The sequence below is a fragment of the Cellvibrio fibrivorans genome, from assembly GCF_031457055.1.
Classification (GTDB): domain Bacteria; phylum Pseudomonadota; class Gammaproteobacteria; order Pseudomonadales; family Cellvibrionaceae; genus Cellvibrio; species Cellvibrio fibrivorans.
Map to the genome: position 1 here is coordinate 188,207 of NZ_JAVDVX010000003.1, position 19,744 is coordinate 207,950.

Annotated in this window: 15 protein-coding genes and 1 tRNA gene; 11 read left to right on the forward strand and 5 right to left on the reverse strand. The window is 46.0% G+C overall.

The window, feature by feature from the left end; translation table 11 throughout:
• The first annotated feature begins 31 nt into the window (after nt 1-31).
• The 8 genes from J2X05_RS09465 (at nt 32) to J2X05_RS09500 (ending at nt 8,596) form a co-directional block, all read left to right on the forward strand.
• Nucleotides 32-847 (forward strand): M23 family metallopeptidase, encoded by an 816-nt coding sequence (locus tag J2X05_RS09465; protein WP_310071766.1) that lies wholly within the window; start codon nt 32-34, stop codon nt 845-847.
• Nucleotides 848-904: 57 nt separating this feature from the next.
• Entirely contained in the window at nt 905-2,737 is a 1,833-nt protein-coding gene (locus tag J2X05_RS09470) for a C13 family peptidase (RefSeq protein WP_310071768.1), read from the forward strand.
• Between the two features lie 90 nt (nt 2,738-2,827).
• A complete protein-coding gene (locus J2X05_RS09475) occupies nt 2,828-3,022 on the forward strand; it encodes a Trm112 family protein (RefSeq protein ID WP_310071770.1) in 195 nt (64 codons plus the stop codon).
• 61 nt (nt 3,023-3,083) lie between these two features.
• Nucleotides 3,084-5,714, forward strand: a complete 2,631-nt coding sequence (gene alaS, locus J2X05_RS09480; RefSeq protein ID WP_310071772.1) for an alanine--tRNA ligase — start codon at nt 3,084-3,086, stop codon at nt 5,712-5,714.
• A 309-nt stretch (nt 5,715-6,023) separates the two neighbouring features.
• The gene (locus J2X05_RS09485; RefSeq protein WP_310071774.1) at nt 6,024-6,563 is read left to right on the forward strand and encodes a hypothetical protein; all 540 of its coding nucleotides are present in this window, start codon (nt 6,024-6,026) and stop codon (nt 6,561-6,563) included.
• 34 nt (nt 6,564-6,597) lie between these two features.
• Nucleotides 6,598-7,845 (forward strand): aspartate kinase, encoded by a 1,248-nt coding sequence (locus J2X05_RS09490; RefSeq protein ID WP_310071776.1) that lies wholly within the window; start codon nt 6,598-6,600, stop codon nt 7,843-7,845.
• Between the two features lie 223 nt (nt 7,846-8,068).
• A complete protein-coding gene (gene csrA / locus J2X05_RS09495) occupies nt 8,069-8,260 on the forward strand; it encodes a carbon storage regulator CsrA (RefSeq protein ID WP_062060719.1) in 192 nt (63 codons plus the stop codon).
• Between the two features lie 245 nt (nt 8,261-8,505).
• Nucleotides 8,506-8,596, forward strand: a tRNA-Ser gene (locus J2X05_RS09500).
• A gap of 201 nt (nt 8,597-8,797) precedes the next feature.
• On the opposite strand, the gene J2X05_RS09505 is transcribed toward J2X05_RS09500, so the two are convergent.
• Nucleotides 8,798-11,653 (reverse strand): valine--tRNA ligase, encoded by a 2,856-nt coding sequence (locus J2X05_RS09505; protein WP_310071781.1) that lies wholly within the window; start codon nt 11,651-11,653, stop codon nt 8,798-8,800.
• A gap of 155 nt (nt 11,654-11,808) precedes the next feature.
• Between J2X05_RS09505 and J2X05_RS09510 the strand changes: the two genes are divergently transcribed.
• Nucleotides 11,809-12,879 (forward strand): stealth family protein, encoded by a 1,071-nt coding sequence (locus tag J2X05_RS09510; protein WP_310071784.1) that lies wholly within the window; start codon nt 11,809-11,811, stop codon nt 12,877-12,879.
• 14 nt (nt 12,880-12,893) lie between these two features.
• Here the strand turns inward: J2X05_RS09510 and J2X05_RS09515 are convergent, their stop codons facing one another.
• Entirely contained in the window at nt 12,894-14,054 is a 1,161-nt protein-coding gene (locus J2X05_RS09515; protein WP_310071788.1) for a glycosyltransferase, read from the reverse strand.
• 247 nt (nt 14,055-14,301) lie between these two features.
• Between J2X05_RS09515 and J2X05_RS09520 the strand changes: the two genes are divergently transcribed.
• A complete protein-coding gene (locus J2X05_RS09520; protein WP_310071791.1) occupies nt 14,302-15,291 on the forward strand; it encodes a glycosyltransferase family 2 protein in 990 nt (329 codons plus the stop codon).
• Between the two features lie 66 nt (nt 15,292-15,357).
• Here the strand turns inward: J2X05_RS09520 and J2X05_RS09525 are convergent, their stop codons facing one another.
• The 3 genes from J2X05_RS09525 to J2X05_RS09535 form a co-directional block, all read right to left on the reverse strand.
• On the reverse strand, nt 15,358-16,536 hold the full coding sequence (locus J2X05_RS09525; RefSeq protein WP_310071794.1) for an acyltransferase family protein: 1,179 nt from the start codon (nt 16,534-16,536) through the stop codon (nt 15,358-15,360).
• Between the two features lie 81 nt (nt 16,537-16,617).
• On the reverse strand, nt 16,618-17,022 hold the full coding sequence (locus J2X05_RS09530; RefSeq protein WP_310071795.1) for a DUF2956 family protein: 405 nt from the start codon (nt 17,020-17,022) through the stop codon (nt 16,618-16,620).
• On the reverse strand, nt 17,019-17,492 hold the full coding sequence (locus J2X05_RS09535) for an acyl-CoA thioesterase (protein ID WP_310071799.1): 474 nt from the start codon (nt 17,490-17,492) through the stop codon (nt 17,019-17,021). The genes J2X05_RS09530 and J2X05_RS09535 overlap by 4 nt, the downstream gene beginning before the upstream one ends.
• 252 nt (nt 17,493-17,744) lie before the next feature.
• Between J2X05_RS09535 and J2X05_RS09540 the strand changes: the two genes are divergently transcribed.
• Complete coding sequence (locus J2X05_RS09540; RefSeq protein WP_310071802.1) at nt 17,745-19,259, forward strand: mannan-binding protein; 1,515 nt, start codon at nt 17,745-17,747, stop codon at nt 19,257-19,259.
• Nucleotides 19,260-19,744 lie beyond the last annotated feature (485 nt).

Genomic DNA, 19,744 nt, shown 5'->3' on the forward strand with positions numbered 1-19,744 from the left:
CAAAATTTACTGATTGCTATTGGAGTCAATCGTGAAGTTACAACAGTTCGTCGCACTTGTCTTATTTATACTCGCCAGCATGGCGTCTGCAGCACTGGAATTGACCGGTGAGTGGCAGCAGGGTGGTGTGATTATTGGCAAGGTGTTGCAGGGAATCCGGGTGGAATATCGCGGCAAACCATTGCAAATTTCTGCTGCAGGTCAGTTTGTCATTGGATTAGGTCGCGATGCAGAGAAAGCGGCAACTCTGGTCACAATTGACAGTGCTGGTACTCGTCAAGAGCATCGATTTGATGTGAAAACGCGTACTTACAATATTCAAAAAGTAACTGGTGTTCCGCAACAAACGGTAGAGCCTGATCCGGCACAAGTTGAGCGAGCCAAACGCGAAGCGCAAATGGCAGCCGATGCGCGTAAAGGCGATTTACCGCTGACATTTTTTGCGCAGAAATTCGAATGGCCACTGATTGGGCCGGTAACGGGTGTGTACGGCAGCCAGCGATTTTATAACGGCGTACCCAACTCACCGCATTACGGTGTTGATATAGCCAAGCCCGTAGGTACTTTAGTAAAAGCACCTGCTGGTGGTGTAGTGACGCTCGTTCACCCGGATATGTTCTTTTCGGGTGGGACATTAATTATCGATCATGGCCACGGCTTGTCATCGACTTTTATTCATTTAAGTGAAGTGCTGGTGAAAAAAGGCGATGCGATTACCCAGGGGCAATTTATTGCGAAAGTGGGTAAAACCGGTCGAGCTACTGGCCCGCATCTTGACTGGCGGATGAACTGGTTTGAAGAGCGCGTTGATCCACAATTGTTGGTTGAGCCTATGCCTGCCGAATAATTTTTTTCAGTTGTTGTTATTCAATTATTTTTTGTCAGCGTTCATAACGGATTGTGTATGAAGCCTATTGCTCTGATTGTGGTTGCTTTTTTAACTGGCGTTGTTCTTACCTTGATTGCGGTGCAAGGCACATTTCGCGATTTGCGCTTCGCTTTGTCCCCATCGCTCAATTTTGCTGATGGTGCGAGCTATGTTGGCGATCTTAACGCTCAAGGTCAGTTGGAAGGGCAGGGACGCATGCGCTGGACGAATGGCGATGAGTATGATGGCGAATTTTTAGCGGGGCTCATGCATGGAAAAGGTAAATTTGTTTCTGCTTACTCAGGTAATTACAGCGGGGATTATGTGCGTGGCCGAATGGAAGGGCGTGGCTTATTGACGTATCCGGACGGTAGTCGCTATGAAGGTGAGTTTGCCGGGAATCAATTTCACGGTAAGGGCAAGCTCGCATATCCACGTGGAGATGTTTACCAAGGGGATTTTGAAAAAAATAAAATGCATGGTAGCGGCAAATGGACGTTCGCCGATAAATCTTTCTATATTGGTCAAGTGGTTGACGGTGTAATTCAAGGAAAGGGTGAATTGCAGCGCGCAACGGGTGAAAAATACACTGGGGATTTTGTCGCGGGAAAAATGCACGGTCAAGGTGTGTTCGATGATGGACGGGGCAATCGCTACAGCGGTGAATTTCAAAGTGATAATTTTGCTGGCTCAGGAACTTACACCAGCCATGATGGCTTCACTTATGTCGGTGAATTTAAAAACTGGCGGCTGAATGGCAAGGGAATTCAAACCGATGTCGAGGGCAATCACTGGGAGGGAGAATATCAGGATGGTCAGTTGGAAGGTAAAGGCAGTTATACCGCAAAAGAGGGCGAACAATACACCGGTGAATTTCAATTTGGAAAATACGATGGGCAAGGAAAATTGATTGCCAGTAATGGGGATATCTACGAAGGCGAATTTTCCTATGGTAGCAAACACGGCAAAGGCATATTGATTTACCAAACACCTATCGATGGTGTTAGTCGAATTGACGGTCGCTGGGAATATGGTCGTTTGGTCGATGGGGGCGAGACAGTAAAAATTTTTACCCCTGAAGAAGTTGCGGAGCACGCACTCTATAAAGAATCCGGTGAATTACAACTCGCGTTGGATTCCCTGCAGACATCAAATCCTCAAAAAATTGAATTGTACAGTTTAGTTGTGGCTGGATATGGCACTGAAGAAGTATTTCGTCGAGAAAGTAAATTTATTGAAAATTTATTTAGCGCTCAATATGGCAACCGCGCAACGGCGATTTATTTGGCCAATAGCCAGCGCTCGTTGAATGAACGTCCGCTGGCGACATTAACCAGTATCCGTGCAGCGATTACACGTATTGCTGAACGCATGGATAAGGAGCAGGATATTTTCTTTTTGTATATCACCAGCCATGGTTCCAAGGATAAAAAAATCTCACTCAACCACAATGGTCTTGCACTAGCGGATGTAGAAGCAAAGTGGCTTGGTGATCTGCTAAAGGCTACTGGCATCAAGCATCGCGTTGTTGTGTTGTCGGCCTGTTTTTCCGGTGGTTTTATTGATGACCTTAAGGATGAGCAGAGCCTGATTATGACCGCCGCAGCTGCCGATAAGACCTCCTTTGGCTGCGCCGATGACAGCCTGTTCACCTATTTTGGCAAAGCCTACTTCAAGGAGTCGCTCAAACCCGGAGTTGATTTTGAGCAGGCCTTTGTGAAGGCAAAGAAGATGGTTTCCACTTGGGAAAAAGAACAAAAAATTACCAAATCGCATCCCCAAATTTACTCGAATAAACGGGTTGTGGGGCAGGTAAAGCGCTGGCAAAACGGACTTATCCCACCGCTTTCCGGCGATTTAGCTCCTTAATTGCCGCTATAGCCCCATGGCTGTAGAGACAGGGCTGCAAAATGCAGTGTAAGATACCGCCCCCAACTGGCCTAAGCGTGACCTAAGACCATGATAGATAAAAAATTACTCAGTATTTTGGTGTGCCCGGTGAGCAAGGGTGAACTTGAGTATCGCCCTGAGCAGCAAGAGTTGGTGTGTTGGGATAGTGGTTTAGCCTATCCCATTCGCGACGGCATACCGGTGATGCTGGAGCATGAGGCGCGTAAACTGAGCGCCGAAGAAATAGAAGAGCATCGCGCCTGATTAGGCGAGTTCCTATCTTTTTATACAAATCGCATTAATTCGAACATTTAGTGGATGCAATATGAAGAGCGCTGAAATTCGCAACGCCTTTTTGAAATACTTTGAGAGCAAAGGTCACACCATTGTCGCCAGCAGTTCGCTGGTTCCTGAAAATGACCCTACGCTGCTGTTTACTAACGCGGGCATGAATCAGTTCAAAGATGTTTTTCTTGGCGGTGACAAGCGCTCCTACAATCGCGCTACCAGTTCCCAACGCTGCGTGCGCGCTGGCGGTAAACACAACGATCTGGAAAATGTTGGTTATACCGCACGTCACCACACTTTCTTTGAAATGCTGGGCAACTTCAGTTTTGGCGATTACTTTAAACACGACGCTATTCGCTACGCATGGGAATTCCTCACCGCAAAAGATTGGCTCAATATTCCCGCAGAAAAACTCTGGGTTACCGTCTATGCATCAGACGATGAAGCCTATGATATTTGGAATAAAGAGGTGGGCGTACCTGCAGAACGCATCATCCGGATTGGTGACAATAAGGGTGCTCCTTACGCATCCGATAACTTTTGGGCTATGGGTGATACTGGACCATGTGGCCCCTGCACCGAGATTTTCTACGATCATGGCGCGGATATCTGGGGTGGCCCACCTGGTTCACCAGAAGAAGATGGTGATCGCTACATAGAAATCTGGAACAACGTGTTCATGCAGTTCAACCGCACTGCAGACGGTGTTTTACATCCGCTGCCAGCGCCATCCGTCGATACGGGAATGGGCTTGGAGCGTATTTCAGCCGTAATGCAGCATGTGCATTCCAACTATGAAATCGACCTGTTTCAGCATTTGTTGCAAGCTGCCGCTGATGCGACTGGCAACCACGACATGGAAAACAAATCCCTGCGTGTGATTGCTGACCATATCCGCTCCTGCTCCTTTCTGATCAGCGATGGTGTTGTGCCATCAAATGAAGGCCGCGGCTATGTGCTGCGCCGCATCATTCGCCGCGCGATCCGCCATGGCAACCAACTCGGCCAAAAGCAACCTTTTTTCCACAAGTTGGCTAAAGCTCTGGCGGAAGTAATGGGTGATGCATACCCCGAGTTGCATAAGAACCAGGCGCAAATCGAGCGAGTGCTGCTGCAAGAAGAAGAGCAGTTTGAAAAGACGCTCGATAAAGGCATCGCCGTCCTTGAGGATGCTCTGGGCAAACTCTCCGGGACTGAAGTCCCTGGCAAAATCGTTTTTACCCTCTATGACACCTATGGGTTTCCGGTTGATCTGACAGCTGATATTGCTCGTGAGCGAGGCCTGACCATTGATCAGGAGGGTTATGAAGCCGCTATGGCTGAACAGCGCGCTCGCGCTCGCGCTGCTGGTAGTTTCAAAGTGGATTACAACGCTGCCGGCCTCGATTTGCCCGCCAGTGAATTCCTTGGTTATAGCTCTTTGGCAGAGCAGGGCAAGGTTCTCGCACTGGTTAAGGATGGCAAAAAAGTAGAGCGTTTGGTTGAAGGTGAAGATGGTGCAGTAGTGCTTGATCGCACCCCTTTCTACGCTGAATCCGGTGGTCAGGCAGGCGACTGTGGCTATCTGGAGTTAGGTGGTAATCGCCTCGAGGTGCGCGACTGCCAGAAGCAGGGCGCATCGCATGTGCATGTTGTACGTGTGCTGCAAGGTGCTGTATCGGTGGGCGACGGTTTTGCCGCCAAGGTTGATGCCAATGTGCGTCAGGCGACTGCCTTAAACCACTCGGCCACCCACTTGATGCATGCTGCGCTGCGTAAAATTCTGGGTGAACATGTGACTCAAAAGGGCTCGTTGGTAGATTCCGAGCGCCTGCGTTTCGATTTTTCTCATTTTGAGGCATTGACTGCCGAGCAGTTAAAAGCCATTGAATTGTTGGTCAATGACCAGATTCGCGCCAACTCGGCGGTTGCCACCGAGCTGTGTAATATGGATGCAGCCAAAGCCAAAGGTGCGATGGCGCTGTTTGGCGAAAAATATGGCGATACTGTGCGTGTACTGACCATGGGTGATGGCTTCTCTGTCGAACTTTGCGGCGGTACTCACGTTAATCGCACTGGTGATATAGGCTTGTTCCGTATTACCTCTGAATCTGGTGTTGCTGCCGGTGTGCGTCGTATTGAGGCTATTACTGGTGCAAAAGCTCTGGCGTTGTTTGATCAGGTTGAAGCGCTGGTGGATACCGCTGGTCGCAGCTTAAAAGCCAATCGCGACACATTGATAGAAAAACTGGATGCGCTGGTTGCGCACAATCGTAAGTTGGAAAAAGATCTCGCTGTCCTGAAGACCAAACTGGCCACTGCTGGGAGTGGTGATGTGTTGTCACAGGCTGTGGATATCGCAGGTGTTAGAGTACTGGCCTTGAATCTTGAGGGTGCAGATGCCAAATCCTTGCGTGAGACGGCAGATCAATTCAAAAACAAACTTGGCTCGGCGGTAGTGCTATTGGCCACCGTTGAAGACGATAAAGTGGCGCTCATTGCAGGTGTTACCCAGGATGTAACTAGCAAAGTGAAAGCTGGGGATTTGATGGGTTTTGTTGCAGCACAACTGGGTGGCAAAGGCGGCGGCCGTCCGGATATGGCGCAAGGCGGTGGTACCAATGTCGCAGGGCTGGATGCTGCTTTGGCTTCAGTAGTGCCTTGGGTAAAAACCCAACTCGGTCAATAGCTGTACAGAAAGATGAAGGAAGTGTGATTAATCCGCTTTTAATCATCCATTTGAGTTAACTTTTGTCGCAATCTGGTGTTTAATTGGCGCCTTTTTGTGATCTGGTTGCCAGATGATTTAGGGGCTTACCCTAAGTATTTAGTACTAGTGTCAACAGCGGGTAGTAGAAGTTGTCGATTGCTGTGGGCTGATTTTTTCGGTTTAGGCAATCATGTAAGTAGTGAGTGATGTGTTGAGTTGAGATTAAGCAGGAATTTAACGGTGAGTGATATGTTTGCTCACTTTAGTGCACAAATCATGTGCAAGTGAATGCAGTCGACAATAAGTGTTGTTTCAGCGTTCTTTAATCAAAAGGAAAATGCCATGCCGCTAATTCAATCTATCGAAGTTTACGTTGTTGTAAATGGTGCCTCTGCCACCACTGCCGACCCTGTTTATGTCGGTGTAGTTACCAAGCATTATGGTGGTCGGGAGTTTCCGCTCCGCTATCAGCAGACGGGTATGAGTTTTGTTAGTGGCCATACTTACAAGTTTGGTTTTAGTGCGACTGGTGGTGATTATCCACCAGCATGGGATTCTCAAGGCAATGGTAGTAATAGTTTAAGTGCCTACCCATTGGAGGTCTCAGATGGTGCGCAGTTTGATCAGCGTGTTTATCTGAGAAAAGAGCCTGTCCGGGCAGAGGGGCAAGCGGATAGCGCTTTATTCTTGGATGATGTTTCAGTGACGTTGCGTCTCGATTCTGGAGAAGCATTTTTTTATCGTACAAGGTACTCAACAAATGAAGAGCCATCTTTGGTTCGTCTTGCCAATGAATATGGTCAGATGGTGTATTTGTACCCGGTGTAAATTAGCTTTCAATTGATAAAGGATAGGCTGTGTAATGAGCTTATTAGTTCAGAAGTATGGTGGTACCTCAGTTGGTTCGATTGAGCGTATAGAGCAGGTTGCCGATAAGGTGGCAGGTTTTCATGCCCAAGGTCATGAAATGGTTGTGGTACTCTCAGCTATGAGCGGGGAAACCAATCGCCTGATCGGCTTGGCGCAACAAATTCAGGATACCCCCGATCCTCGTGAATTGGATGTATTGGTGTCTACCGGCGAACAGGTGACTATTGCACTCTTGTGTATGGCACTAAAAAAGCGTGGCGTAGATGCGCGCTCTTACACCGGCGGCCAAGTCCGTATCCTAACGGATAATGCCCACACCAAAGCGCGTATCCAGTCTATCGATGAAGAGAATATGCGTGCCGATCTTAAAGCAGGTCGTGTGGTCGTTGTTGCCGGTTTTCAGGGTGTGGATGAGCAAGGCAATATCACCACGCTTGGTCGCGGCGGTTCAGATACTACCGGTGTTGCGCTTGCTGCTGCACTGAGGGCGGATGAATGCCAGATCTACACCGATGTAGACGGCGTATATACCACTGATCCACGTGTATGCGAGCGTGCCCGTCGTCTGGAAAAGATTACCTTTGAAGAAATGTTGGAAATGGCCAGCCAGGGTTCCAAAGTTCTGCAGATTCGCTCAGTTGAATTTGCCGGCAAATACAAGGTGCCTCTGCGTGTTCTGCACAGTTTCAAAGAAGGCCCTGGAACCCTTATTACCCTCGATGAGGAAGACTCAACTATGGAACAACCTATTGTTTCCGGTATTGCATTTAACCGTGATGAAGCCAAAGTAACCGTTGCTGGTGTACCTGATACTCCTGGCGTGGCAGCAAAAATTCTCGCGCCTATTGGTGCCGCTAATATTGAGGTAGATGTTATTGTTCAGAACGTGTCAGCAGATGGTACTACTGACCTGACGTTTACTGTGCACAAAAATGATATGAGCAAAGCCGTTGCTGTACTGGAAGCGGTTGCCAAAGAAATTGGTGCACGCGAAGTGCGTAGTGATGATAAGGTAGCTAAAGTATCTATCGTGGGTGTTGGTATGCGCTCTCATGCAGGTGTTGCATCGCGCATGTTTACTGCTCTTGCAGAAGATCGTATCAACATTCAAATGATCACCACATCAGAAATTAAAATTTCGGTGATCATCGATGAGCGTTACTTGGAGTTGGCTGTGCGCAGTCTGCACACCGCTTTTGGTTTGGATGCCGAACCGTCAGAAGGCCGAGTGAGGGGCTAGGCCTTCTAATAAAAGGCGGTTTAGTTAAGGTGTTTGAGTCGCATTACTGTTTACTTAAAAAATAGACAGAAAAATGTTGGGGGTTTCTTCCCTTTCGCAAAAAGTAGACGATACTTAAATCCAGGCATTCGGTTGTCAGGACGCGACAGGGGGTATTCGGGGGTCGATGGTGGCAAGGGGTGTCTAAGTCGTACTCTTACAGGATGAGTGAAGGAGATTAAAGATGTTAATTTTAACTCGCCGTATTGGCGAAACCTTGATGGTGGGTGACGAGGTTACCGTTACCGTGTTAGGTGTCAAAGGCAACCAGGTTCGTATTGGTGTCAACGCTCCTAAAGATATTGCTGTGCATCGCGAAGAAATTTATCAGCGTATTCAGCGCGAAAAGCAAAATCAGGAAGAGCAAGACAGCTAAGTTTTTACTTAATTGTTTTGTTGTTCGGCGCTTTTCAACTACGCGGCGGTATGAGAAATCATCCGCCGCGTAGGCGTTTATAGGGGTTAAATTTTTAAATATTTCTCTAATTGAATGTTAATTATTCATACTCAAAATAATCGTCATTTTGTTCTGTAAATTTGTCTTCAAGACTTTGAATTTTAGAGAATTATGGTATTATGCCGCACCTGCTGAGACGGAGCTTATCCCGCTTCAGCAGACGTGGAGAAGTGGCCGAGTGGCCGAAGGCACTCCCCTGCTAAGGGAGCATACCTCAAAAGGGTATCGGGGGTTCGACTCCCCCCTTCTCCGCCATTGAATTCAATTAAAAAGCTCAATCGAAAGATTGGGCTTTTTATTTTTCTGGGATTAAAAAGTTATTTTGTAGGTTGGGTAAGGCCGCCCAGGTCGAGCGCTATGGCTGAGCGCAGCGCAATCAGCGTTAACACAAAAACCTTCCAATAAAAAAGCCGATGTTTATGCATCGGCTTTTCATAAATCGCAAATAATTAATAGTTACAGTGCGCTGATTTTTTGAATCTGTTCGCGCAACTTTTCCACTGCAATTTTATTTTCCGCAACACGATTGCGCTCGTTGGCAACAACTTCAGCAGGTGCTTTTTCAACAAACGCGGCATTGCCAAGTTTTGCTTCAGTGCGCTCAATATCCTGAATTAATTTATTGCTCTCTTTAGTGAGACGAGCGATCTCGGCATCTTTATCAATCAGTCCGGCCATAGGGACTAAAATTTCCATTTGGCCAACCAAGGCTGTGGCAGACATAGGTTCGGTCTCACCGGTGTTTAGCCAGGTAACGCTTTCCAATGATGCTAATTTCTTCAGGAATTGCTGGTTGTTGTTCAAGCGTTGCTTATCTTCACTGGTCCCATTTTTAAATAGCACCGGTAAATCTTTAGCGGGAGAGATGTTCATCTCGCCGCGAATATTGCGCACACCTGCAACTACCGATTGCAGCCATTCAACATCGTTTAGTGCCTGTTGATCGATTTTGCTGTCATCCGCTTGCGGATAGGGTGCATGCATGATTGTTTCGCCCGCTGCACCCGAGAGCGGTTTGATAATTTGCCAAATTTCTTCAGTGATAAATGGCATCAGTGGATGTACCAAACGCAAAATGGTTTCGAGCACACGCACCAGTGTTCGACGGGTTCCTTTCTTTTGTGCTGCCGTTGCATCGGCATTAAACAAAACCGCTTTGGTCGCTTCCAGATACCAACTGCAGTATTCGTCCCACACAAACGAATAAATTGCTTGTGAGGCTAAATCCAGTCGATAGTTATCCAGATTTTCCGCTACTATTTTTTCTGCGATTTGTAATTTACTAATAATCCAGCGATCGCCCAGCGACAATTCATAATCACTTGACCCATCCTGCCCGCAGTCGTGATTTTCACATTGCATCAATGTGAAACGCATGGCATTCCAGATTTTGTTGCAGAAGTTGCGATAGCCCTCTACGCGGCCCATATCGAATTTAATATCGCGGCCAGTTGATGCAAGCGAGCAGAACGTGAAGCGCAATGCATCTGTTCCGTAAGCCTGGATTCCTTCCGGAAATTCTTTGCGGGTTTGCTTTTCGATTTTGCCGGCATCTTTTGGATTCATTAAACCGGTTGTGCGTTTTTGTACCAGTGTTTCCAAATCAATACCGTCGATAATATCGAGTGGGTCGAGCACGTTACCCTTGGACTTCGACATTTTCTGGCCTTGGCCATCGCGCACCAAACCATGTACGTATACGGTTTTGAACGGAATTTGCGGCGTGCCATCTTCATGCTTCACCAAATGCATGGTCAGCATAATCATGCGTGCAACCCAGAAGAAAATAATATCGAAACCGGTCACCAACAAATCGGTCGGATGGAATTTTTTCAGGAATTCTGTTTGCTCTGGCCAGCCGAGTGTTGAGAAGGTCCACAAACCGGAGCTGAACCAAGTATCCAGTACATCTTCATCCTGATTCAGTTTTACATCTGCACCAAGATTATATTTGCTGCGTACTTCCGCTTCATTTCGACCAACATACACTTTGCCGCTTGCGTCATACCATGCAGGAATACGGTGACCCCACCACAATTGACGGCTGATACACCAATCCTGAATGTCGCGCATCCAGGAAAAGTACATATTCTCATATTGCTTCGGTACGAATTGGATGCGGCCGTCTTCAACGGCGGCGATTGCCGGTTCTGCTAATGGTTTGGTGCTTACATACCATTGGTCAGTTAGCCATGGTTCGATTACCACGCCTGAGCGATCACCGCGCGGTACTTTCAATCCATGGTCGTCAATTTTTTCCAGCAATTCAGCTGCTTCAAATGCAGCGACAATTTGCTTGCGCGCTTCGTAGCGATCAAGTCCAGCGTATTGAGCGGGCAGGGTGCCGTCGAGTTGGGTATTGAGGCTTCCATCCAAATTAAAAATTTGTGCAACACCTAAAATCGCGGCGTTTTTATCGAGCACATTAATCAAAGGCAAATTGTGACGCTTGCCTACTTCATAGTCGTTGAAATCGTGTGCGGGAGTAATTTTCACGCAGCCAGTACCAAACTCGCGATCAACGTAATCATCTGCCACAATTGGAATCAAACGATTAACCAATGGCAGCAGAACAAATTTACCGATCAGCGATTTGTAGCGCTCATCTTCAGGGTGAACCGCCACGGCACTATCGCCCAGCATGGTTTCAGGGCGAGTGGTTGCAACGACCAAATAATTTTTGCCGTCAGCGGTGGTGGCGCCATCCGCTAATGGATAGCGCAGATTCCACAGTGAGCCTTTTTCATCGTGGTTTTCCACTTCCAGGTCAGAAATCGCGGTGTGCAATTTGGGGTCCCAATTCACCAGGCGTTTGCCGCGATAAATCAGGCCGTCATCAAACAAGCGCACAAAGGCTTCCTGTACCGCAGTTGATAAACCGTCATCCATGGTAAAGCGCTCGCGGCTCCAATCGACGGATGAGCCCAAACGGCGAATTTGGCGGGTGATAGTACCGCCGGATTGCTCTTTCCATTCCCAGACTTTTTCGAGGAATTTTTCGCGGCCGAGATCGTGGCGGCTTACACCTTGCGCCGCCAATTGACGCTCAACCACCATTTGGGTCGCAATGCCTGCGTGGTCGGTACCCACTTGCCACAAAGTATCGTCGCCTTTCATGCGGCGATAGCGAATCATCGTGTCCATCACCGCATTGTTAAACCCGTGCCCCATGTGCAGGCTACCAGTGACATTCGGTGGCGGAATCATCATGCAGTAGGGAGTTCCGTCTCCAGCAGGCTTAAAATAGCCTTTTTCTTCCCAGGTTTGGTACCACTGGCGTTCGATAGCATGGGGTTCGTAGGTTTTTTCCATAGCAATAACAGACTCTTGCGGATGCCGCTGCGCGGCTGATCAATAGGCGTAAAAACAGGCTGGCGATTATACATTCTGGCGCTGGTATGGCCTAGTCGAACATCTGATAGGTTAGAATAATCACATACAACTTCCTCAATAGTCTTGGGTTGCTTATGACCGATTCAGTAATACAACATTCTCCTATAGATGCGGTGATAACTTGGGTGGATGGTGCTGATCCTGCTCATAAAGAAAAGCTTGAGAAGTATATTTTGAGTATTGGTGGGCAACGTCCTAGGGCTGCGAGTACGGCACGTTTTCATAGTCTTAATGAAATTGAATATTGTGTTGTATCCTTACTTAAATTTGCACCTTGGATTGGCACTATATTTGTGGTGAGTGATAATCAGGCTCCCGGTTTTATTAAAAAACTTGCTGGCACAAAATACGAGTCGCGTGTGAAAGTAATAGATCACCGGATAATTTTTTCTGGGTATGAAGATTGCCTTCCGTCATTCAGTAGTATGTCCATTGCGAGTTTGCTTTGGCGAATCCCGGGTTTATCAGAGCGCTTTATATTTTTGAATGATGATTTTTGTTTAATTCGCTCATTGTCTCCTAGTGCATTTTATCGAGATGAAAAGGTGGTGCTGCGTGGCTCATGGAAGGTTCAAACAGAGCGACGATTGATAAAAAAAATAGTCAATTGGTTTAAAAGATGTTTTGGTGTAGGAGAAAAAAATACTTCTAATTCTAGGGTGCGATTTATCGGTGTTCAGGAAAATAGTGCAAGAATGTTTGGTTACATGCAGAATGTGTTTCAGTTAGAGCATAATCCACATCCTTGGCGAAAATCAGTGTGGCGTGACTATTGCGAGCGATATCCAGAAATCTTGAAGACCAATATCAGTTTTCGTTTTCGTTCACCGCTGCAATTTGTTCCAGAGGGCTTCAGCGCCCACTGTCTATTAAAAATGGGGCTGGCAGTAGTAGATAATCAGCTAAGAACATTACAAATTAAGCCTGGTGATCAGGCTTTGATACGGATAAAAGCCAAGCTCGCTCAGGCTGACCGTGACGCGTCCTATGTGTTTGCATGCTTTCAGAGTCTTGAAAACGCATCACCGGAAGCACTGGCTACAATTCTTGGCTGGATTGATAAGCGTATTGGTGATCTAGATCATTTCCTGGCGCAGGAAGCAGCTGCTGACCGTGAATTTTACTCTGAATCTAAGTGTATTTGAGTTTTGACAAGTCATCATTGTTTGGAATAAATGGCGTAGAGATTTTCAAGTTCTAAAGCGCAGCTCCTTAGTTGGAACTTGCTTTTTATTAGCTCCTGCTGATTATTAATGATGTCCAAATAGCTTTCTGGAGTAGCGAGTATGTTGGTCAGTATGCTCGCTAGTGCATTGCTATCTTTCTCGGCAAACGTAAAACAGGTTTCTCTGTCTATCAGATTATCGCCAACTCCTCCAGATGATGAGCTGACCACGAATACACCACTGGCTTGTGCCTCAAGAATAGAGATCGGCAGGCCTTCTGCGTCACCACTATTGGCTGTAATGCTCGGCAAGCAAAATATTTTGCAATTATCGATTTGCTCTTTGACTTGGGTGCTGGTTAACGCACCAGTGAAAGTGACGTCAGATAAGTTTAATTGATTTATCTGATTGCGTAATTGCTCTTCCATTCCGCCCTTGCCAACAATTATTAGTTCAGCATCTGGAACGGCCTTTTTAACTGCCGCAAAGGCATCAATCAGATATTTTGCTCCCTTCTTTTCCACAAGACGACCAACATAAAGAATTCGGTTTTTTCGCTCTAATATTGGAACTGGACCTGGAGTAAAATCTTCAGTATTTACACCTATATAACTCACGGTAATCTTTTCGGCCGGAATACCGAACTTAATAGCACGCTCTTTAATTGCGCTGGACACTGCCAGAAAATGCACTTTGGGTTCTTGGGCAAGTTTCAATAATTGTTGCGGATACTTACGCTTTCTGCGGCCACGTTTACCGGATTCCCACCATTCTCTATAGATACTTATATCAAAACCATGCAGTGTGACCAACATAGGCAAATCCAATGCTTTTGCATAAGGCCAAATGTCAACCGCCGATGTTCCGAAGTGTGCGTGAACCAGATCCGCATTTATATCTTTTAATGTATTGATGCCAGCTGGATCGGCTTTATTGAGCCAGCGATAAGCCATATAGAGCAAGCGGCGGGGGAGAGGGCTTCTCTTCGGTAAGAGTAATTGCGACTGAATCATCGAGAAGTCAAGGCTGCGACCAAGATATTTATGCCCGACTAAAATAGGCTTCCAAGAAACAAGCGCAAGCGCCTGCTGCTTGATAAACGTTTCGGAATAAGACAGCAAACCATCTTGATAAATAATGACTTTTTTGCTCATAAGCATTCTTTGAATATTAGGTCTTAACTGGAGGTGGTTGTATCGGATGGTATTGCAATCAAAAGTTACACAGGTCATTACAAAGTGGCAAGTTAATTATGAATTTTGCGGGCTCTATCTTGTTTGCTTTTTATGCTTGTAGGTATAAAATGCGAGCGCAAGTATGGTGGCTGTTAAAAAAGGACAATAACAAGAATAGTTAACACTTTTTTGATCTACGAAAATGAAGTGCTAAAGGAATATAACTATGGCGACGCCTTGGTTAAGTGTTTTAATTCCCGTATACAACGTCAAGGATTATCTTGATGATTGTCTTCAATCCATTCTTTCTCAGTGCGATGAGAATATTGAAATCATCGCTCTCGACGACCAGTCAACCGATGGTTCATTCGAGTATTTACACGCACTTGCAACAAAAACCCCTCATCCTGTAAAAATTCTGCAACATGCACATAATCGTGGACTTAGTGCTGCGCGTAATTCGCTCGTGGCTGCGGCTACCGGTGAGTATGTATGGTTTCTGGACTCCGATGATGTAATAGCTGATGGAGCAATTGATCAGCTTAGAGGTATTGTCAATCGCCATTCACCAGATTTGGTTATGTGTGACTATCAGATATGGCGGCCTGGCGTTGGCATCAATTCTCGCAAGCACAAAAAGGAGTCGCAGGTTACTACCTTCGATGGCAATACAAATTGTTTGTTGGAAGATCCTGAAAGCCTGTTTAAAGGGTTATATAAGAAGGGGAAGTTGCATGCATGGTCAAAAGTATCAAAGCGCAGCTTGTGGTCGCAGGGCCTGCAATTTCCAGAAGGGAAATATTTTGAGGATATGGTGACGACTCCGCGCCTTGCGTTGGATGTGCGCACTTATTACTACTGTCCGCAAGTGTGGGTTCGCTATCGCCAGCGCGAAGGAAGTATTCTTGCGTCATTCTCGGTTAAAAAAGTGGATCACATGATGTCGGGAGTCGATGGTGTGTGGGCGCTATGGTCTAAAAAATTGCCAAAAATGAAAGTCGCTACCCGTTATTTTTTTGTCCGATTTTGCGTCCGAAATTACATTTCTGCTGTTAAAGAAAGTCGGCGTATTGGTGAAAATATTACGTTAGATAAAGCTGCCTATAGATCGCGTCTCTACCATAATATTGGCATGGGCAGAAAGGGGTTGGTTAAGTATTACCTGCTTAATGGTGATTTCTTTCGACTAATGAAGGCGTTGAAAGTGCTGCAGTAATGCAGCACTGCTTTTCTGGTTATAGCTGGTAGGGGGGGGATCTCCTGGGGTGCCAATTTTTTGGTTCTACTGACTTGGTTGTAGATTTTTATCTAGCGTTAATTCTGCTCTTGAATTTGATGGAAAATATTTTCCCCTAATATTCATAAAAGGTGTTTCTACAAAAAAGTAGAGCGCCCATCCGCAAACAATACTCACCGCCATAATAATCACCACCCCGAGCCAGCCATTAATATCAATGCCATATTCTGTGAGCGGCGCCTTCAATACCTGAAATATGGGTTTGTGAATTAAATAAATTGCATAAGACCAAAGTGCGATGCTCGCGGCGCCAGGAATTCGCATGCGATGCAATACTGAGTTTGGGCTGAGTGCGGCGAGTACCAAAATGGCAAAGCAGATTGCCAGAAGCGAATAACCCAAAGCGGTTACCGTCAATGTGGTTCCGTAGCCTTCGATGTAGGCGTAGTTTTTAAATACATAAAACATTATTCCTGTACTTATCAATCCAATAGCTAATAAAAGATTCCCTCTGCGCAGTACTGCAGCATAGGTAGCAGGATGAAAATTTTTCAGTAGCGCAATCGCTACCCCGGGTAATAATTCATCAAAGCGGGTAAAGCTGGAGTAATAGATATGCTCCATAAAGGATTGCATGGAAATTGCAGCCTCCTCATGTTTATACCAATTAGATCCCCGTAAAAATATAGCGAGCAACATGGCGGCGGCAATTGCCACCCATGCAAGAGGGATGGATCGTTTGGCATAAGCAATAAGTAAGGCGATAACTGGAAAAATTAAATAAAACTGCTCTTCAATACACAGCGACCAGGAATGAGTGAAGGTTTCACCTGCGCGCAAATCCAGATTTTGGGTAAAGGTGAGAAACGACCAGAGTGGTGCTGTGTCTGTTCCACTCAGTGCAACTGGAAAAACAAAATAGAGCGCAAGCACAAAATAATAATTAGGCAGGGTGCGCAGGAAGCGGCGAATGTAAAACAGTTTGAGGGAAAAATCCTGCCCTTTGGCAAAGGCTGAGAGAATCTGGTTGCCAATCAAATAACCGCTCAATACAAAAAATAAATCGACACCAGTCCAGCCCAGTTGGCTCATAAACCCGAAAATATTTTCCCTGCTTACCACCACTTTGTAGTGATAGATCAGCACGATAAGAATAGCGATAGCGCGAAGGGTATCCAGTCCGTAGAGACGATTATTGTCATGTATATCCATAGGGTGATGCATAGGTCTTCCTGATTTCCTCGGGTTATTGTTAAAAATGTATTGTCATAGATTGAAGTGTGGCTTCATCATCAATTGCTTTTTTTAAATAAAAGCCTTTACAGCTCCTACCACCAAAAACAACCCCCACGAGAGCGCAAGTAGCACCCAAGGTAAGCGGGGATTGGTTTGTACAGTTATGTTTACTTCTTTTTCATCTGCTGGTTTTTGTTGCGTTATTTGATTGGATAGTTGTCTAACTTTTTTTACCCGCTTATCCAACTCGCGTGTTTTTTCACTTTGCTGCCGCAAAAACATTTCCATTCCCCGTTGGATACCATTGGCAATCGCTTTGGTCTCAACCGGAGTCTGGCCTTCTGTTTTAATAGTGTTAGCTATTTTTAACGCTTCAGCACGAAGATCGCGCGCGTCTTTTTTCTGTTTGGTTTTTGCTGCTGGGGGCTGTGTCATAACTTGGATCTCAAATGTTGCGGGGTGAACAGTGGTCAAACAAAAATCTGCATTTCTTCGCCAATTTTTTTGCGCATTTCCATCAGTTTTATTGCGGTGGCGTGTTGTTCTTTATCTTCATCGGTTTTCGGTATCCACGTAGGCACTTGGACGGGTTGGCCGGATTCATCCACGGCGACCATGATTACTATGCAATGCGTTGTCAGGCGACGGTTGAGTGATTTGGGGTCACATGCGTTCACTTCTATTGCAATATGCATGGACGATTTTCCGGTGTAGATAATTTTTGCACTGACTTCAACCAGGTTACCCACATGGATGGGCGATACAAAGCGAATCCCGCCTGCATAAACGGTAACGCAATAGCGGCTGCTCCAACCGGCTGAGCAAGCGTAGGCCGCTAGGTCAATCCATTTCATGACGGCACCACCGTGAACTTTTCCGCCGAAGTTGACATCTTGTGGCTCTGCCAAAAAACGTAGGGTGATATCGCGCTGTGGGCTGCTCATGTTGGTGCCTCTTTGTGTAATCATTGGTCTGGCTGGGAGGATAAATCACTTTGGCGTTTTAATCACTCCATCTTGTGTAATCCCTACTCAACTTGCCCTTGCGTAATAGGCTGTAATAACTCATTCGCAATTCGCCAACTAGGCTGGTTACGTCTAGCGTTATTGACAGGGCGGATCATTCAGGGATTTGCCTCTATCGTTGCTGATACTTTGTATCGGTGTGATTATTTTCTGCTGAAGGATGAGATAGTTATGATGAAGAATAAATTCAATAACAAAACCCGTGTAGCTTTAAGCGTCGCACTCTTGTGTGCAACTGGTTTTGGTGCAGCCAGTGTAATGGCTGCGAATGAAAAAGCAGCAACGTCGTCAGCGGCTGCTGTGCCTTGTGCTGCTGACCCCACTTGGTTTACTGCACCCAGTATGCCCACTGAGGTGAAACAAAGTGCAGGTGTTGGCGATTCAACCTTCTGCGATTTTTACCAGTTCTCCTGGCAAACCTTTGCTTATTTAATGGCGCAATCCAAAACTGATCCTAAAATCCGGAACTTTGAAGACACTAGCCAGTACCACGAACTTGAAGTCAATGCTGATGGAACACCGGCAAATTCTTGCGATGATAAACATGATTCACACACATTTTTCATTCGCACCAGCAAACCAGAAGAGGCGGGCACTGCTTTTGTCATTCCCGAGCGCATCGGCCAAGCTGGAGGTGGAGCGACTATTTATGACCAGAATCGCAATGTGGTCTATTACGATGTGCGCTTTAGTAAAAATATGTGCGATGTCAATGGCATCAAACAGCAACAAAATTTCCCCGGCGGTACTACGGAATTAAAAACGGCATGGAAGGTATTAGGTAAGGGTGACGATGCCAGCAAATTTATTACCGTTGATGCGCAAATCGGTTCGGAAAAAGGCACTACCAAATTGGGGATGATTGGTTTCCACGTAGCGGTAGCAACACCGGATCACCCTGAATTTGTGTGGGCGACCTATGAGCATAAAGTCAATGCACCCGATTGCTCAGCGCCCTCCACTAAAACAGGCTGGTCGTTTGCAAGCCAAACCTGCACGGCCGATTTGCAAAGCAAAGATGCACTCGGCATTGTGCAGTGCCGATTTAATAATCCCTCCGCGCAAAAAAAGGTTACTGGTAACCCAACAGAAATTTGCCGTGAATATCCTTACGGTTCTGCTGAAGGTGATCTGAAATATTCGGAAAATGTTAGCGATATTCAATCGGTAAATGCGGGTGTGCAGCCGTATCTAACGGGTAATTTTGCGGTGTTGACGAATTATTTTAATGTGGGTGCACTTTGGGTTAGCGATATTACACAGGATTCGAATATCCCGAATAAAATTGGCTTGGCGCAAATTTCAAATCAACGCGGCTCATTGCGCCTGGCTAATACGGTTGCTGAAACGGAATATCAGGCGGTGAATACGGACCCGGGCACGCAATTTATATCCAATTGTTTCGGTTGCCATAATTACACCGGTACAGCATCTCCTGCTTCCGGGAAAAATACGACATCAGGCAGCTTGAGCCATATTTTTGATGATATCGCTATAGGTTCCGGCCAGTGTTTGGATGTGCAGGCAGCAAACCTTATCAACAACCAACAGCAGGCGAATGCTAACTGCCCAACCACCTGTGGTAATTCTTCGTCGCAATTACAATGGAATGGCCAATGGACAAATCAGGATGCAAAAACCGGCCAGCAATTACCTATGACAGTATGTGGTTGTTGTGGAAAATAATTAACACTTTTTTCGATTCACTTGTTAAACAAAAACCGCGCCCCTCAAAAAGGTGCGGTTTTTCGTTTAATGGGTTCCATATTGTTTGGCTGGTCAACTTCCCCCCCGAAAGCAGCCCGGTTCCTGCAACAGGGTAATTCAGGCTCCGGCTTGAACCTGGTTTTGATGCTTACCTTATTGGGATGTTTATCCTACTTTTTTATGTTTATTGATATTTAAATTGTTTTTGTTGTTTATCCCGGTTTTTCACCGTTTTATATTACAAGTTTAATGTAATCGTTATCAAATTGGTGTAACTGTGCAATGTAAACGTATTCATTGCAAAAAGTGTGTATTAAATACACAAAAATATATTATCCGATAAAAAGACTCAGCGGGTGATTGCAAATATTTCTGGTGAACATAATAATAATTTTAGGCCATCTGTGAGGATGCCTATTCCCCATGCTTGCCACTGCGTTGTGGTGGCTTTTTTAACGAATAGG

Bases quoted from the DNA above. Each gene is read 5' to 3' on its own strand.
- J2X05_RS09505 (WP_310071781.1), bottom strand. From the start codon at position 11,653: ATGGAAAAAACCTACGAACCCCATGCTATCGAACGCCAGTGGTACCAA.
- J2X05_RS09490 (WP_310071776.1), top strand. From the start codon at position 6,598: ATGAGCTTATTAGTTCAGAAGTATGGTGGTACCTCAGTTGGTTCGATT.
- J2X05_RS09515 (WP_310071788.1), bottom strand. From the start codon at position 14,054: ATGAGCAAAAAAGTCATTATTTATCAAGATGGTTTGCTGTCTTATTCC.
- alaS (WP_310071772.1), top strand. From the start codon at position 3,084: ATGAAGAGCGCTGAAATTCGCAACGCCTTTTTGAAATACTTTGAGAGC.
- J2X05_RS09520 (WP_310071791.1), top strand. From the start codon at position 14,302: ATGGCGACGCCTTGGTTAAGTGTTTTAATTCCCGTATACAACGTCAAG.
- J2X05_RS09485 (WP_310071774.1), top strand. From the start codon at position 6,024: ATGCAGTCGACAATAAGTGTTGTTTCAGCGTTCTTTAATCAAAAGGAA.
- J2X05_RS09470 (WP_310071768.1), top strand. From the start codon at position 905: ATGAAGCCTATTGCTCTGATTGTGGTTGCTTTTTTAACTGGCGTTGTT.
- J2X05_RS09540 (WP_310071802.1), top strand. From the start codon at position 17,745: ATGATGAAGAATAAATTCAATAACAAAACCCGTGTAGCTTTAAGCGTC.
- J2X05_RS09525 (WP_310071794.1), bottom strand. From the start codon at position 16,536: ATGCATCACCCTATGGATATACATGACAATAATCGTCTCTACGGACTG.
- csrA (WP_062060719.1), top strand. From the start codon at position 8,069: ATGTTAATTTTAACTCGCCGTATTGGCGAAACCTTGATGGTGGGTGAC.
- J2X05_RS09510 (WP_310071784.1), top strand. From the start codon at position 11,809: ATGACCGATTCAGTAATACAACATTCTCCTATAGATGCGGTGATAACT.
- J2X05_RS09475 (WP_310071770.1), top strand. From the start codon at position 2,828: ATGATAGATAAAAAATTACTCAGTATTTTGGTGTGCCCGGTGAGCAAG.
- J2X05_RS09535 (WP_310071799.1), bottom strand. From the start codon at position 17,492: ATGAGCAGCCCACAGCGCGATATCACCCTACGTTTTTTGGCAGAGCCA.